The following is a 13979-nucleotide window of genomic DNA, read 5'->3' as shown; positions in this document are numbered from 1 at the left end:
TAAGTTAACGGTAAGGATAAACAAGTTTTCCACAGCCGTGGGGAATTGGTCACTATACTGCTTGCGGCCCGTTTAAATGGCTAGCGCCAGTGATCTCCACCAGGCCCTTGCCCAAAACAAAAAAGCCGGTGTTGAACACCGGCTTTGCAAAAATCAAAGGTTCGCTTAACGCGTTGGAACCGGGTTTTCACCACGATAATCATAGAAACCACGGCCAGTCTTACGACCAAGCCAGCCAGCTTCGACATATTTGACCAGCAGCGGGCATGGGCGATACTTCGAGTCCGACAGGCCGTCATGCAGCACCTGCATAATTGAGAGGCACGTATCAAGGCCAATGAAATCCGCGAGCTGCAAAGGTCCCATCGGATGGTTTGCACCAAGCTTCATGGCTGTGTCGATGGCCTCAACGCTGCCCACACCTTCATAGAGCGTGTAGATCGCTTCGTTGATCATAGGCAGCAGAATACGGTTGACGATGAAAGCCGGGAAATCTTCGGCAACCGTTACAGTCTTGCCAAGTGCGGTGACAAAATCCTTCGACTTGCGGAATGTGTCTTCCTCAGTCGCGATACCGCGCACCAGCTCAACCAGTTTCATGATTGGCACGGGATTCATGAAGTGAATACCGATGAAGCGTTCTGGACGGTCAGTGGTCGAGGCGAGACGCGTGATGGAGATCGACGACGTATTAGTCGCAACAATGGCTTCAGGGTTTAGCACCGGGCAAAGCTGGGCAAAAATCTTGCGCTTGACGGTTTCGTCTTCGGTAGCGGCTTCAATTGCCAGATCAACACCTGCGAGGTCTTCCATCGAAACAGCAGGACGGATCAGCTTCATTGCATCGGCACGCTGCTGTTCTTCCAGCTTACCGGAAGATACCTGGCGCGCCATATTGCCGTTGATTGTGGCAATGCCCTTTTCCAGCCGGTCCGCAGCCGCGTCGTGCAGAAGCACGTCGTAACCTGCCAATGCGCACACATGAGCAATTCCGCTGCCCATCTGACCCGCGCCAACAATACCTACCGTCTTGATTGCCACAGTTCCAACTCCTTCATGCTCTCGCCGATGGCGAGGTCTACCGCCGCTTTCGCGCTTTTCCGAAAGCCTGCCTAACAAGACAGTTACAGCCGAAAAATGCAAGACCACCATATGAATAACCCGCCCGAGCGCCAACTAAAGTCAACGCAGGACGGGTGTGAAAAAGGCGGCAGGTTTTCCTGCCGCCTTTTCAATTTATCAGAGCGCTTTCTGCAGCTCTGGCAGGATCGTGAAGAGATCACCAACGAGGCCATAATCAGCCACCTGGAAGATCGGCGCTTCTTCATCCTTGTTGATCGCAACAATCACGCGGCTGTCTTTCATGCCAGCCAGATGCTGGATCGCGCCGGAAATGCCGACTGCGATGTAAAGTTCCGGTGCAACCACCTTACCGGTCTGGCCAACCTGCCAGTCGTTTGGAGCGTAGCCCGCATCAACCGCCGCACGGCTGGCACCAACGGCTGCACCAAGCTTGTCGGCAACAGGAAGGATCACTTCCTCAAACTTCTCCGAAGAACCAAGCGCACGACCGCCCGAGATGATAATCTTGGCAGAAGTCAGTTCCGGACGATCAGAATCCGAAAGCTTGTTTTCAACGAAGCTCGACAGTGCCGGATCAGCAGCCGCATTGATGCTTTCAACCGAAGCCGAACCGCCGTCAGCTGTTGCCGAGAAAGAAGCCGTACGAACCGTGATGACCTTCTTGGCATCAGTCGACTGCACGGTCTGGATCGCATTGCCTGCATAGATCGGACGCTTGAAGGTGTCAGCAGACACGACTTCCATGATTTCCGACAGCTGCATCACATCAAGAAGTGCTGCAACGCGCGGCAGCACGTTCTTGGCCGAAGTGGTGGCTGGTGCAATGATCGTGTCGTAGTTTCCTGCGAGTTCAACGATGGCTGCAGCCAGTGGCTCGGCCAGACGGTTTTCCAGCGCATCGCTTTCAGCCAACAGAACCTTGCGAACGCCAGAAAGCTTGGCAGCTGCATCAGCGGCTGCTTTCGCGCCCTTGCCTGCAACCAGAATATCAACATCGCCACCGATCTGGGCAGCAGCAGTCAGAGCCTTTGCAGTCTGATCGGAAAGGCTTGCATTGTCGTGTTCGGCAATAAGAAGAATAGCCATGTGTTTGTCCCTTCCGATCTCTTACAATACGCCGTCGGCTTTAAGCTTCTCGACCAGCTCGGAAACCGAACCAACCTTCACGCCAGCCTTGCGGCCACCCGGTTCTTCAGTTTTCAGAACCTTGAGACGCGGCGCAATGTCAGCGCCGAAATCGGCAGGCGACTTCTCATCAAGCGGCTTCTTCTTGGCCTTCATGATGTTTGGCAGCGATGCATAACGCGGCTGGTTCAAACGAAGATCAACGGTCACAATGGCTGGAAGCTTCACATCAATGGTCTGAAGACCGCCATCGACTTCGCGCGTTACCTTGGCCGAACCGTCAGCAAGCTCCACCTTCGAGGCAAAAGTTGCCTGGCTCCAGTTGAGCAGTGCCGAAAGCATCTGACCAGTCTGATTGCTGTCGTCGTCAATCGCCTGCTTGCCGAGGAAAACGAGGTCTGGCTGTTCAGCATCAACCACGCCCTTCAGAACCTTCGCAACACCAAGCGGCTCAACCGTTTCGTCAGTCTTCACGAGGATTGCACGGTCAGCACCCATGGCAAGTGCGGTGCGCAATGTTTCCTGCGCCTGTGCCGGACCGACCGAAACCACGACGATTTCCGTGACCTTGCCTGCTTCCTTCAAACGGATCGCTTCTTCAACCGCGATCTCGTCAAAAGGGTTCATCGACATCTTGACGTTTGCAAGCTCAACGCCCGAACCATCTCCCTTAACACGGATCTTTACGTTGTAATCTACAACCCGCTTTACTGCGACAAGGACTTTCATCCGCGATTACCTCTTCAATGACTTTTGCGACACGACTATGCCGCCGTGAATCTTTGCCCGCATGTCAGAATCCGACATGAAAACGTTGCTGACAGAAACGCCGTTAAAACCGGCACTTCCCCGCAACATCAGGAACCGGCACGAAACCTAAAGACGGTTGACGTGCGCGTCAATCGCGGATGGCCGGCAATATCGATTTAAATGAATATATTCTGACAGATAGTCATTCCAATTTTGCACTAACACGCATCAAGCCCTATCTCATCCACCCAATGCGCTTTGATGCCTTTCCTTCATGCATGGCTCCTCGCATTTTCGTGGCGTTTACAAGCCCGGTCTCATGCGGTAGGAGAGCCGCGTAAACATCCGGTCGCAGCCTACCCGGTCAAAACAAGGACTCAAACTATGAAGACGCTTGTCATCTGCTCCGGCGGATTGGACTCCGTTTCGCTCGCGCATAAAATCGCGGCGGAACAACAGCTCACTGGCCTGATCTCTTTTGATTACGGCCAAAGGCACAAAAAGGAATTGAGCTTCGCGGAAGCCTGTGCAAAGCGGCTCAATGTCCCACATCAGATCATCGATATCCGCCCCATTGGCGCCAGTCTGACCGGCTCGGCTCTGACAGATGATGTCGATGTTCCCGATGGTCACTATGCCGAGGAAACGATGAAAATCACCGTCGTTCCCAACCGTAACGCCATCATGCTGGCCATCGCCTTTGGCGTGGCAACAGCCCAGAAGGCAGATGCCGTGGCGCTTGCCGTTCACGGTGGCGACCACTTCATCTACCCCGATTGTCGTCCCGGCTTTATCGACGCTTTCCAGACCATGCAGAACCATGCGCTGGAAGGATATGCCGATATTCAGGTGCTTGCGCCCTATGTGCACAAGTCAAAAAGCGACATCGTTTCAGATGGTGTAAAATACAAGGCACCGTTTGAAGCAACATGGTCCTGCTACAAGGGTGGCGAACATCATTGCGGGCGATGCGGCACCTGTGTCGAACGTCGCGAGGCTTTCCATCTGGCGGGCGTCACAGATCCTACCCGCTATGAGGATGCAGATTTCTGGCGTGCCGCAATCGAGAAAAGGAGCGCCTGATGTTTCGTATCACCAAGGAATTCCATTTCTCCGCTTCTCATCAGCTGACAGAATTACCCGCCGATCATCAATGTGCGCGGCTGCACGGGCACAATTACATCGTTGAAGTTGAACTGTCTTCAGCCGATCTCAATGAGCATGGCTTCGTGCGTGATTATCACGAGCTGGCGCCACTCAAGCGCTATATCGATGATGAGCTCGATCACCGCCATCTCAATGATGTGCTCGGGCATAATTGCGTGACGGCAGAGTTTTTGGCGCGCCATCTTTATGAGTGGTGCCAGGCACGCTGGCAGGAAGTCACAGCGGTAAGCGTCAGCGAAACGCCAAAGACATGGGCGGAGTATCGTCCCGAGAGCCGGTCATGAAAACAAGCTCCGAAATCCGCATCAGCGAGATTTTCGGTCCTACCATTCAAGGCGAAGGTGTGTTGAGCGGTGAGCCGACTGTTTTCGTGCGCACGGGCGGCTGCGACTACCGCTGCGCATGGTGTGACAGTCTGCATGCTGTTGAAAGCCGCTTTCGCCATGACTGGAAACCGATGAGCGTTGATGCCATCTGGCATGAAGTGACGATACTTTCTGGAAAAAAGCCAATAACAGTGTCACTTTCTGGCGGAAATCCAGCTATTCAGCCTTTGGGACCACTGATCGATCATGGTCACACGCAAGGTTATCGCTTTGCACTGGAAACACAGGGATCGGTGGCAAAGGACTGGTTTTCCAGGCTCGATACGCTTGTTCTGAGCCCAAAACCGCCTTCAAGCGGCATGGATACGGACTGGAACGCACTCGCCGCATCCATTGATGCTGCGGGACCGGCACCAAAGACAGTGCTGAAATTCGTGGTTTTCGATGATGCGGATTATGCCTTTGCAAAGGCAGCGTCAGCACGTCATCCGCATTTGGCCGTCTACCTCCAGCCCGGCAATCACACACCGCCACCGCCCGAAGATGACGATGCCCGCATTGACATAGACGGCATCATGAGCCGCATGGAATGGCTGATCGACAAGGTGATGGCAGATCGCTGGTTTGAGGCCCACGTTCTGCCCCAGCTTCATGTGCTGATCTGGGGCAATAAGCGTGGTGTCTGAAACCATCAGCGACACGCATTGTCGTCAGGCCGTGGCGAAAATGGTGATCTGTTGAGCATCGAAGCGGAGCTTACTTGAAGTAAGTGAGCACCGAAGCGCAACCAGAACGCCATTTGCAGACCGGCATCACGGCAATGCCTATCTATTTTGGCCCGGCACCCAAAGAACATCTCTCGCGCCGTTATCATTGACGGCGCGGGCAGCGACGAACAGGAAATCGGAGAGGCGGTTGATATATTGCAGCGCTTCCTTTGAAACCACTTCGCCTTCAGTCTTTGCAAGCTGTACCATCAACCGTTCAGCACGACGCGACACGGTGCGTGCCAGATGCAGCGCAGCAGAAGCAGCAGAACCGCCCGGCAGAATGAACGAGCGCAGCGGCGGAATATCCGCGTTCAGATAGTCAATGTCGGATTCAAGCCGTGTAACCTGCGAGGCAACAATACGCAGCGGCTCATAGGAAAGCGGTTCACCGTCATCGGGTGTTGAAAGATCGGCACCAAGATCGAACAGATCATTCTGGATGCGCATGAGCATAACATCGATATGCATATAATCAGCAGCTTCCGTATGCAGTCGAACCAGACCAATACAGGCATTGGTTTCGTCGACCGTACCGTAAGCTTCCACACGCAAATCAGATTTCAGCCTGCGCGGACCCGAGGTCAGGCCAGTGGTTCCATCATCACCGGTACGAGTATAAATCTTGTTGAGCTTGACCATGGTTACTGTCCACTCGTCTGACGCGCGAAATAAATGGCAGCCACGATCAAAACCACAGCGATAAACTGCAGAAAGACACGCAGCTGCATCATCTTGTTGGAGAAGTTGCCGTCACCACCGCGCATCATATTGCGCAGGCCGATAATCAGCACAATCGCCACGGCGAACATGGCCACCATGGCCGCAGCTTTGAACAGAAAGTCCATTTAGTTCTCTCCCATAATCCGCCGTACTTTTTTAATTCAAGACTGGTCGGACAGCATTCGGTAAAGCCAGCGTGACGGCATTAGGCGTCGTGCAAGAATACCCAGTTTAGCCGGTCGCGTAACCGCATAATGCGGACGCGGCTTAGGCGCCTCCAATGCATGCACAAGTACAGCGTAAACCGCTTCGGGGCCAAGCTTGTTTTTTGATTTTGTACCACCGCTTTCAAGCTTTGCCATCTGTCGCTGATATAACTCGCGATGAACGGAATGCTCGAGATCGATATTGGCGCGCGCATGCATGGCCGCATTATAGGTGAACTGCGAGGCAATCGGTCCCGGCTCTATCATGGACACCTCAATGCCGGAGCCTTCCAGCTCCATGCGTTGAGCCATCATCAACCCTTCCAGCGCGAATTTCGAGGCAACATATGCACCGCGCCATTTCATCGGCACAAGCCCGAGGATTGATGAACAATGCACAATCCGACCCTGCCCCTGAGCACGCATTACCGGAATGATGCGGCGTGTCAGATCATGCCAGCCGAAGAAGTTGGCCTCGAACTGCGCACGCAGTGCTTCAACAGGAAGATCCTCAATGGCGCCGGGCTGTGCGTAGGCGCCATTGTTGAAAAGCGCGTCCAGCCTGCCATCCGTTGCACGCAAGACTTCGTCGACCAGCGTTTCGATTGACTGCGGTTCGGTATAATCGAGATAAAAAGCCTCAATGCCTTTGGCTTTGAGTGCTGCGATATCCTCATCTTTCCGCGCGGTGGCAAACACACGCCAGCCAGCCTGATGCAAGGCGCTCGCGCAATAGGCCCCGATGCCGGAAGAACACCCCGTTATCAGGATGCTGCGCTTTGCATTTTGTGAGACCATGGCTTGTTTCCTAAGGCAGGATTTTGACCAGAGTGCTTGATTCGCAAAAGGTTTAAAACAGCCCACCCCTTGCATTTCCGAATTCGATACTAGATTTAAGGCCTTGAATTCAAATAACTGAACAGAGAGGGACAAATCTGCGGATGCGAAAAGTAAGGCGTTTTCTCCGTCAGATCAGCTTCGATGTTTATGGGCATTTCAGTAGTGACGATGGCTGGGCATTTGCCTCGCACATTGCTCTGTCCGGGCTGATGGCGCTGTTCCCGTTTCTGATCTTTGCAACGTCACTCGCCAGCTTTCTCGGCACCAAGGAATTTGCCAATAATGCGGTGCATGTCATTTTCGATATGTGGCCGTCGAATATTGCAGGCCCCATCGCCAATGAAGTGATGAACGTTCTGACGGTTCAGCGTAGCGGACTCCTGACGTTGAGTGTGATCGCTGCTGCCTATTTTGCCTCCAATGGCGTGGAAGCACTACGCATGTCGCTCAACCGCGCCTATCGCGTGATCGACCAGCGTTCGATCATTTTCTGCCGTCTGCAAAGCTTGGGCTTCGTGCTTATTGGCACAATCAGCCTGATGGCAATCAGCTTTCTGCTGGTTCTTGCACCGCTTGCCGTGCGTTTGGCAGAGCAATGGTTTCCTGACATCGCACCATTTACAGGCACAATCGCCATCTGGCGCTATACGATTGCAGTGATCGTTCTGGTGCTTGCGCTTTTCATCGTGCATATCTGGCTGCCTGCAGGAAAACGCCGCTTGAGCGATATTCTCCCCGGCATCGGCATCACGCTGGTTGCGTGGCTGGCCGCTGCAACAGCCTTTGCAAAATATCTCGAAACTTTTGCAAATTACGTCACCACTTATGCAGGCCTTGCTTCGATCATGGTGGCAATCGTATTTCTCTATATGCTTTCGGCAATCTTCATCATCGGAGCGGAAATCAACGCGGCGATCATGAACTTCCGCAAGCGCGAGCAGCAGCCCGAACTCAATATAGAATAGCTATTTGCGGAGGGTTGTGAGTGCGACACCGAGCGTTGTCACAACCATGCCCGCGATCTGAATCGGGCCAAGCGTTTCACCGAAAATCAGATAGGCCATGATCGCAGCCGTCCCGGGCACTAGATAGAAAAGCGATGCAACTTTCGACATCGCTCCTTCGCGGATCATCACCAGCAGTGCCAGAATAGCACCGATGGAAATCGCCAGTGTCAGCCAGACCAGCGCAAAGATGAGCTGAGGCGACCAGATCATAACGCGGGTTTCAAAAGTGAAAGCACAGATCGCGGTAAGCGCGGCTGCTGCGATATATTGCACCGCCGTCCCGGTTTTAAGATCCGCTGCGGTACCAAAACGCTTCTGCCACACCGTACCCGTGCTGATCGCAAGAACCGCCACAAGTGCTGCTGCCAGGCTTTGCGGATCGACACCGCTATGGCCTGAAAATTTCGGCCACACCACCATAGCAACACCAAGAAAGCCGATAAGCAGCCCCAGCCATTGCCGCCCGCTGGCCCGCTCACCTAAAAGAAGCGCTGCAATCAACGTGGTCAACATCGGCTGAAGACCAGCGACAAGCCCCGACATGCCTGCTGGCAAGCCATGATGCACGGCCCAGAAAAGTGCAGAGAGATAAACACCATGGATCAGGCAGCCTGCGATGGCTGCGTGCATCAGCACTTTGCCCCTCGGCCAGACACTATGGCTGGCCAAAGCCCAGATAATCATGATGAGAGCTGCAATGGAGAACCGCACCGCCATAAAGCTGAATGGTTCTGCATAGGGCATAGAAAGCCCAGCCCCGATGAAGCCGGTGGCCCAGAGCAGAACAAACATGAGGGGGAAAAAGCGGGTAGCCATGATCAGAAACTCTTTTCTTTGGCGCCTGCTCTAATCCGGTTCTGAGAATTGCGCTATCGCATAAATCTGATTGCTGCGATCAATTTGCCAAATGCCTCGCTTCTGCCTATGAAACGGCATGGAAATTCAGAACGACACAATCCGCATTTTTGTTGATGCCGACGCCTGTCCGGTAAAGGCGGAAGTCTACCGCGTTGCCGAACGGCACGGCTTGGCCGTTGTGCTCGTGGCCAACAGCTATATTGCCATCCCACGCGATGCAGAACGCGTCGAACGTGTCATTGTGTCCGACAAACTTGATGCGGCTGACGATTGGATCGCTGAAAATTCCCGCCCCGGCATTGTCGTCATCACCGCTGATATCCCGCTGGCAAGCCGCTCGATTGAAATGGGCGCATCGGTCATCGCACCCAATGGCAAAGTTCACACGCCCAGCACGATCGGCAACACACTCGCGACACGCAATCTGATGGATTCGCTGCGTTCGGCAGGCGAAACAACGCGTGGACCAGCACCCTTTTCGCCAAAAGACCGCTCAGCATTTCTGTCCGCCCTTGAACTGGCGATCGTCCAGTTGAAACGCTCCGGCTTTAAATCAGCTTGATCGGATCGAGGCTGTCGCAATACCCGCACCGATCAACATCGTTCCGCCTGCCCTATTGAAGATGCGAAGGGCGCGCTCATTGGCAAAAAAGCGACGGGCGCGCGTGGCAATCAGCGCATAAGCAAAGGCATTGAGAAATGCCAGCACAAGGAACGTGGTTTCAAAGACCAGCATCTGCGTCATGAAATCACGATGCGGACTCAAGAACTGCGGCAGGAAAGCGACGAAAAACGTAATGCTTTTGGGGTTTAGCGCTGTCACCAGCCAAGCATGAAGCAGCATCCGCACTGGCTTAACCTCATCGTGCCGCGCCTTGGCGTCCATTGTGCCACCGGCACGAAACAACTTGATACCCAACCAGATGAGATAGGCGGCACCAAGCCACTTAACCGCAGTGAATACCGTCGCTGACGCGGCGAGAAGCGCACCGACACCCAGCATGGAAAGCGTCATGGCGGTAAAATCACCAAGTGCCACGCCAATTGCCATGGGGAGAGCAGCTTTCCAGCCCTGCCCTAGCGCATAGGATACCACCAGCAAAACCGTTGGTCCCGGAATAATCAGAAGCACAATGGATGCGGCAGAAAATGCCAGCCAGACTTCAATGCTCATGAGTAACTTCCTCTCTTAACAAGAGGAAGCCACCGAACGGTATAATTGTCTATCTAAAGTTTTTGCGCAGCTTCAATCAGCTTGATCGCATCCGGACTATCCCATGGAGCCGGGCCGTTCATTGACGCAATCTGGCAACCTTCCTTGTCGACCAGCAATGTCACAGGCAGGCCGAAAGCCAGATTCTTGCGCTTTAATTCATTGAAGCTCGACATGGTGGCATCGCGGTTGAGGCTCAGACTCTTGATGCCGATCTCTTCGAGAAACTTTTTAGGCTTCTCGTCCGATCCCGTATCGATATTGATCGCGACGACATCAAAATCGCTTCCGCCCTTCTCAGCCTGAAGATTATCAAGCTCGGGCATCTCTTCGCGGCACGGCGCACACCAGGTCGCCCAGAGGTTCACGAGAAGCGTCTTGCCCTTATAATCGCCCAGCGTCATCTGCTTGCCGTCGGGGCCAGTGAAAGCGATATGGGCAACAGAAATCGGCTTTTCAGCAGCCCGCATAGCGGCAACGCTTCCGGTTGCCGCAGCATCAAGGCTCTTGAGACTATCGGCCTTTAGCGCACATTGTGCAGAAGCTTCATCACTTTGCGCAGAAACATTGCTAGTGGGTGCATTGCCAGAAGGCCGTTCCATCACGTATACCGCGCCTATACCGGCGACGACACCGGCAAGTGCAGCAAGAAGGACAATCTTCCGATTGCCTGACTTTGCCTTAACGTTGTCTTCAGCCATAGCGCGTCACTTTCCGTTAGAGCGCCGTGCATCCAATTGGATGCACAAAGGACGCTCTCACTTGTTTAATCTACGCATCGTGCTTTCCAAAATCGATTCCGATTTTGAGCCGGTGCGGCAGTCTTGCATCCGAGGCATACGAGCATGAGCGAACAAAAATCAAGCAATCAGATGTGGGGCGGCCGTTTTGCCTCAGGGCCCGATGCGATCATGGAAGAGATCAATGCGTCCATCGGCTTCGACCGCAAGCTCTATGCGCAGGATATTCAGGGCTCGCTCGCCCATGCTGCCATGCTTGCAAAGACAGGCATCATTGCGGCAGACGATCACAAAAAAATCGAAGACGGCCTGAAAACCATCCTCAAGGAAATCGAGGACGGCAAATTCACCTTCTCGCGCAAGCTTGAAGACATTCACATGAATATCGAAGCGCGCCTCGCCGATCTGATTGGCGCCTCTGCTGGACGTCTGCACACGGCCCGTTCGCGTAATGATCAGGTGGCCGTTGATTTCCGCCTTTGGGTCAAGCAGGAAATGCAGAAGACTGCCGTGGCTCTTAAAGGCTTGATCGAGGCTTTCCTTGAGCGCGCAGAAGAACATGCCGCCACTGTCATGCCGGGTTTCACGCATCTACAGACCGCGCAGCCTGTCACCTTTGGTCATCATTGCATGGCCTATGTCGAAATGTTTGGTCGCGATCTGTCGCGCGTACGCGATGCGATTGAACGCATGGACGAATCGCCTTTGGGTGCGGCAGCGCTTGCTGGAACCGGTTTCCCGATTGATCGCCACATGACGGCTCAGGCGCTTGGTTTCCGCGAACCAACCCGCAACTCGCTCGACAGCGTTTCCGACCGTGACTACGCGCTGGAATTCCTATCGCTCGCAGCCATCTGCGCGGGTCATCTGTCACGCCTTGCCGAAGAAATCGTCATCTGGTCGACGCCACAGTTCAATTTCGTGCGCCTGTCCGACGCTTTCTCGACAGGCTCGTCGATAATGCCGCAGAAGAAGAACCCGGACGCTGCCGAACTGGTCCGCGCCAAGACCGGCCGTATCAACGGTTCGCTTGTTGCCCTTCTCACCATCATGAAGGGTCTGCCACTCGCCTATTCCAAGGATATGCAGGAAGACAAGGAACAGGTTTTCGACGCTGCCGAAAATCTGGAACTCGCAATTGCCGCCATGTCCGGCATGGTGCGTGACCTGACCATCAATGTTGCAAGCATGAAGAAGGCTGCAGGTTCGGGTTATTCGACCGCAACCGATCTTGCCGACTGGCTGGTGCGTGAGCTTGGCCTTCCTTTCCGTGACGCCCACCATGTGACGGGCCGCGCTGTGGCTCTGGCCGAAAGCAAGAAGGTCGATCTTTCCAAGCTTTCGCTAGAAGACCTTCAGTCAATCAATCCGGGTATTACCGATGCGATCTTCGGCTATCTGACGGTTGAGAAGTCGGTCAAGAGCCGCCAGTCTTTTGGCGGAACAGCGCCACAGGAAGTGCGCCGCCAGATCCGTTATTGGAAAAAGCGCATTACAAAGGCGTAAGCTGAGCATGTTAGTGAGATCGCTCGTGAAGGAGTGATTTCACTTTCAGATATTTTGGGTTAGACCTGACCCATAGGACAAATTCCGGGAACCAAAGCTGATGACAGGCCGCTCCGCCATTTCCTCCGTGCTTCTGATCGCCGCTCTTGCAGCCACTCTTGCCGCTTGCGGACGAAAAGGCCCGCTTGAGCCACCGCCAGCACAGCTCATCACCAATGAACAGGGTCGCACGGTCGAGAAACCGAAGGAAGACAAGCCCTTCATCCTCGACAAGATTCTGTAATAGCTTATCAAGCAGGGACTGTTTCCCGTGAATCATTTTGAATATCGCGACGGCGTTCTCCACGCCGAAAATGTAAGCCTGCCCGAAATCGCAAAAGAAGTCGGCACGCCTTTTTACGTCTATTCGCGCGCCACGATCGAGCGCCATTTCCGCGTCTTCAGCGAAGCCTTTGCGGATATGGAAACGCTGGTAACTTACGCGTTGAAGGCCAATTCGAACCTGGCTGTTCTCAAGACTCTCGCCAAGCTCGGCGCAGGCGCTGACACGGTTTCGGAAGGCGAAATCCGCCGTGCCTTAGCTGCCGGTATTCCTGCCAACAAGATCGTGTTTTCCGGTGTTGGCAAAACACCGCATGAAATGGATTTTGCGCTGGAAGCAGGCATCTACTGCTTTAACGTCGAATCCGAACCGGAGCTGGAAATTCTTTCCGCCCGCGCAGTCAAGGCGGGCAAGGTTGCATCTGTATCCTTGCGCATCAATCCGGATGTCGATGCCAAGACCCATGCCAAGATTTCGACCGGTAAGTCCGAAAACAAGTTCGGCATTCCGCGCGTAAAAGCCCGGCAGGCCTATGCGCGCGCTGCAAGCCTGCCCGGTATCGACGTCGTTGGCATTGATATGCATATCGGTAGCCAGATCATTGATCTTGAGCCTTTCGACAATGCGTTTGCACTGATGGCGCAGCTGGTTGAGGAATTGCGGGCTGACGGCCACAATATCCGCCACGTCGATGTTGGCGGAGGCTTAGGCATTCCTTATCGTACCGATAACAACCCACCGCCGCTGCCGGTTGCTTATGCGGAAATCGTCGCGAAGCATATCAAGCCGCTTGGCCTCAAAACCGTGTTCGAGCCGGGTCGGCTGATCGTCGGCAATGCCGGTCTCCTGGTGACGGAAGTTATTTTCGTAAAGGAAGGCGACGCCAAGAACTTCATCATCGTTGATGCGGCGATGAACGATCTCATCCGTCCGACCCTTTACGAAGCTTTCCACGACATCAAGCCAGTTTTGGAAACCAAAGATAATGCTCCACGCATTCGCGCCGATTTTGTCGGCCCGGTTTGTGAAACCGGCGACTATCTCGGCCTTGACCGTGAAGTGGCAAAGCCCGCTCCGGGAGATCTGATCGCTGTCTGCACGACGGGCGCCTATGGCGCAGTTCTGTCTAGCACCTACAACAGCCGTCTCTTGATCCCCGAAGTGCTGGTGGATGGTGATCGCTACCACGTCATTCGTCCACGCCGGACCTATGAAGAGCTTCTGGCGCTCGATTCTGTGCCGGACTGGCTATAAGCGCATCCCGAAAAGTGTGAAGCGGTTTTCGGAAAAGATGCGCGTTGAGAACAATGATTAGAGCGCCGATCTGATTTAATCAGATCGAAACG

17 protein-coding genes are annotated in these 13979 nt (G+C 54.1%); 8 read left to right on the top strand and 9 right to left on the bottom strand.

The window, feature by feature from the left end:
• Positions 1-165 precede the first annotated feature (165 nt).
• The 3 genes from ABWV94_RS07385 to ABWV94_RS07375 form a co-directional block, all read right to left on the bottom strand.
• A complete protein-coding gene (locus tag ABWV94_RS07385; protein ID WP_007872032.1) occupies positions 166-1041 on the bottom strand; it encodes a 3-hydroxybutyryl-CoA dehydrogenase in 876 nt (291 codons plus the stop codon).
• A 198-nt stretch (positions 1042-1239) separates the two neighbouring features.
• Complete coding sequence (locus ABWV94_RS07380) at positions 1240-2169, bottom strand: electron transfer flavoprotein subunit alpha/FixB family protein (RefSeq protein WP_113499441.1); 930 nt, start codon at positions 2167-2169, stop codon at positions 1240-1242.
• Positions 2170-2190: 21 nt separating this feature from the next.
• Positions 2191-2937, bottom strand: a complete 747-nt coding sequence (locus ABWV94_RS07375; RefSeq protein WP_113499443.1) for an electron transfer flavoprotein subunit beta/FixA family protein — start codon at positions 2935-2937, stop codon at positions 2191-2193.
• A 405-nt stretch (positions 2938-3342) separates the two neighbouring features.
• Here ABWV94_RS07375 and queC point away from each other — a divergent pair, with 405 nt between their 5' ends.
• The 3 genes from queC to queE are packed head-to-tail and all read left to right on the top strand — an operon-like array spanning position 3343 to position 5137.
• Positions 3343-4041 carry a 7-cyano-7-deazaguanine synthase QueC gene (gene queC, locus ABWV94_RS07370; protein ID WP_007872041.1) on the top strand — a complete coding sequence of 233 codons (699 nt, stop codon included), beginning with the start codon at positions 3343-3345 and terminating at the stop codon, positions 4039-4041.
• Positions 4041-4409 carry a 6-carboxytetrahydropterin synthase QueD gene (gene queD / locus ABWV94_RS07365; RefSeq protein WP_113499445.1) on the top strand — a complete coding sequence of 123 codons (369 nt, stop codon included), beginning with the start codon at positions 4041-4043 and terminating at the stop codon, positions 4407-4409. Before queC ends, queD begins: the two co-directional genes overlap by 1 nt.
• The gene (gene queE, locus ABWV94_RS07360) at positions 4376-5137 is read left to right on the top strand and encodes a 7-carboxy-7-deazaguanine synthase QueE (RefSeq protein WP_105518986.1); all 762 of its coding nucleotides are present in this window, start codon (positions 4376-4378) and stop codon (positions 5135-5137) included. The genes queD and queE overlap by 34 nt, the downstream gene beginning before the upstream one ends.
• A gap of 138 nt (positions 5138-5275) precedes the next feature.
• Here queE and ABWV94_RS07355 read toward each other — a convergent pair whose 3' ends face one another.
• From ABWV94_RS07355 to ABWV94_RS07345, 3 genes are read right to left on the bottom strand one after another with little or no spacing between them, the layout of a single operon-like run.
• Entirely contained in the window at positions 5276-5860 is a 585-nt protein-coding gene (locus ABWV94_RS07355) for a cob(I)yrinic acid a,c-diamide adenosyltransferase (protein WP_079212386.1), read from the bottom strand.
• A 2-nt stretch (positions 5861-5862) separates the two neighbouring features.
• On the bottom strand, positions 5863-6066 hold the full coding sequence (locus tag ABWV94_RS07350) for a twin transmembrane helix small protein (protein WP_007872047.1): 204 nt from the start codon (positions 6064-6066) through the stop codon (positions 5863-5865).
• A gap of 36 nt (positions 6067-6102) precedes the next feature.
• The gene (locus tag ABWV94_RS07345; protein WP_113499447.1) at positions 6103-6945 is read right to left on the bottom strand and encodes an SDR family oxidoreductase; all 843 of its coding nucleotides are present in this window, start codon (positions 6943-6945) and stop codon (positions 6103-6105) included.
• A 143-nt stretch (positions 6946-7088) separates the two neighbouring features.
• On the opposite strand from ABWV94_RS07345, the gene ABWV94_RS07340 reads away from it, so the two are divergent.
• Positions 7089-7952, top strand: coding sequence for a YihY/virulence factor BrkB family protein (locus tag ABWV94_RS07340; RefSeq protein ID WP_113499449.1), 864 nt, complete (start codon positions 7089-7091; stop codon positions 7950-7952).
• Here the strand turns inward: ABWV94_RS07340 and ABWV94_RS07335 are convergent, their stop codons facing one another.
• Positions 7953-8810: a DMT family transporter gene (locus ABWV94_RS07335; protein ID WP_079212387.1), complete on the bottom strand. Its 858-nt coding sequence runs from the start codon at positions 8808-8810 to the stop codon at positions 7953-7955.
• 118 nt (positions 8811-8928) lie between these two features.
• Between ABWV94_RS07335 and ABWV94_RS07330 the strand changes: the two genes are divergently transcribed.
• A complete protein-coding gene (locus ABWV94_RS07330; RefSeq protein WP_113499451.1) occupies positions 8929-9414 on the top strand; it encodes a YaiI/YqxD family protein in 486 nt (161 codons plus the stop codon).
• Here the strand turns inward: ABWV94_RS07330 and ABWV94_RS07325 are convergent.
• Both ABWV94_RS07325 and tlpA read right to left on the bottom strand, forming a co-directional pair.
• Positions 9406-10026 carry a LysE family translocator gene (locus ABWV94_RS07325; RefSeq protein WP_064322140.1) on the bottom strand — a complete coding sequence of 207 codons (621 nt, stop codon included), beginning with the start codon at positions 10024-10026 and terminating at the stop codon, positions 9406-9408. The genes ABWV94_RS07330 and ABWV94_RS07325 overlap by 9 nt on opposite strands.
• Positions 10027-10079: 53 nt before the next feature.
• Positions 10080-10766 carry a thiol:disulfide interchange protein TlpA gene (gene tlpA / locus ABWV94_RS07320; RefSeq protein ID WP_113499453.1) on the bottom strand — a complete coding sequence of 229 codons (687 nt, stop codon included), beginning with the start codon at positions 10764-10766 and terminating at the stop codon, positions 10080-10082.
• 144 nt (positions 10767-10910) lie between these two features.
• Here tlpA and argH point away from each other — a divergent pair, with 144 nt between their 5' ends.
• From argH to lysA, 3 genes are all read left to right on the top strand, one after another.
• On the top strand, positions 10911-12311 hold the full coding sequence (gene argH, locus ABWV94_RS07315) for an argininosuccinate lyase (protein ID WP_113499455.1): 1401 nt from the start codon (positions 10911-10913) through the stop codon (positions 12309-12311).
• 100 nt (positions 12312-12411) lie between these two features.
• Complete coding sequence (lptM, locus tag ABWV94_RS07310) at positions 12412-12594, top strand: LPS translocon maturation chaperone LptM (RefSeq protein ID WP_007872064.1); 183 nt, start codon at positions 12412-12414, stop codon at positions 12592-12594.
• Positions 12595-12621: 27 nt separating this feature from the next.
• The gene (lysA, locus tag ABWV94_RS07305; protein ID WP_113499457.1) at positions 12622-13887 is read left to right on the top strand and encodes a diaminopimelate decarboxylase; all 1266 of its coding nucleotides are present in this window, start codon (positions 12622-12624) and stop codon (positions 13885-13887) included.
• Positions 13888-13979 lie beyond the last annotated feature (92 nt).

The sequence above is a fragment of the Brucella sp. NBRC 12953 genome, assembly GCF_040369775.1.
In the GTDB taxonomy this organism is placed as follows: domain Bacteria; phylum Pseudomonadota; class Alphaproteobacteria; order Rhizobiales; family Rhizobiaceae; genus Brucella; species Brucella pseudogrignonensis.
This window is presented reverse-complemented; position numbering and strand designations above follow the sequence as displayed.

What these genes read in the sequence shown, in the direction of transcription:
- argH (WP_113499455.1), top strand. Translation starts at nt 10,911, where the DNA reads ATGAGCGAACAAAAATCAAGCAATCAGATGTGGGGCGGCCGTTTTGCC.
- tlpA (WP_113499453.1), bottom strand. Translation starts at nt 10,766, where the DNA reads ATGGCTGAAGACAACGTTAAGGCAAAGTCAGGCAATCGGAAGATTGTC.
- ABWV94_RS07340 (WP_113499449.1), top strand. Translation starts at nt 7,089, where the DNA reads ATGCGAAAAGTAAGGCGTTTTCTCCGTCAGATCAGCTTCGATGTTTAT.
- ABWV94_RS07355 (WP_079212386.1), bottom strand. Translation starts at nt 5,860, where the DNA reads ATGGTCAAGCTCAACAAGATTTATACTCGTACCGGTGATGATGGAACC.
- ABWV94_RS07325 (WP_064322140.1), bottom strand. Translation starts at nt 10,026, where the DNA reads ATGAGCATTGAAGTCTGGCTGGCATTTTCTGCCGCATCCATTGTGCTT.
- ABWV94_RS07375 (WP_113499443.1), bottom strand. Translation starts at nt 2,937, where the DNA reads ATGAAAGTCCTTGTCGCAGTAAAGCGGGTTGTAGATTACAACGTAAAG.
- ABWV94_RS07350 (WP_007872047.1), bottom strand. Translation starts at nt 6,066, where the DNA reads ATGGACTTTCTGTTCAAAGCTGCGGCCATGGTGGCCATGTTCGCCGTG.
- lptM (WP_007872064.1), top strand. Translation starts at nt 12,412, where the DNA reads ATGACAGGCCGCTCCGCCATTTCCTCCGTGCTTCTGATCGCCGCTCTT.
- ABWV94_RS07330 (WP_113499451.1), top strand. Translation starts at nt 8,929, where the DNA reads ATGGAAATTCAGAACGACACAATCCGCATTTTTGTTGATGCCGACGCC.
- ABWV94_RS07345 (WP_113499447.1), bottom strand. Translation starts at nt 6,945, where the DNA reads ATGGTCTCACAAAATGCAAAGCGCAGCATCCTGATAACGGGGTGTTCT.
- queD (WP_113499445.1), top strand. Translation starts at nt 4,041, where the DNA reads ATGTTTCGTATCACCAAGGAATTCCATTTCTCCGCTTCTCATCAGCTG.
- ABWV94_RS07380 (WP_113499441.1), bottom strand. Translation starts at nt 2,169, where the DNA reads ATGGCTATTCTTCTTATTGCCGAACACGACAATGCAAGCCTTTCCGAT.
- queE (WP_105518986.1), top strand. Translation starts at nt 4,376, where the DNA reads ATGGGCGGAGTATCGTCCCGAGAGCCGGTCATGAAAACAAGCTCCGAA.
- ABWV94_RS07335 (WP_079212387.1), bottom strand. Translation starts at nt 8,810, where the DNA reads ATGGCTACCCGCTTTTTCCCCCTCATGTTTGTTCTGCTCTGGGCCACC.
- queC (WP_007872041.1), top strand. Translation starts at nt 3,343, where the DNA reads ATGAAGACGCTTGTCATCTGCTCCGGCGGATTGGACTCCGTTTCGCTC.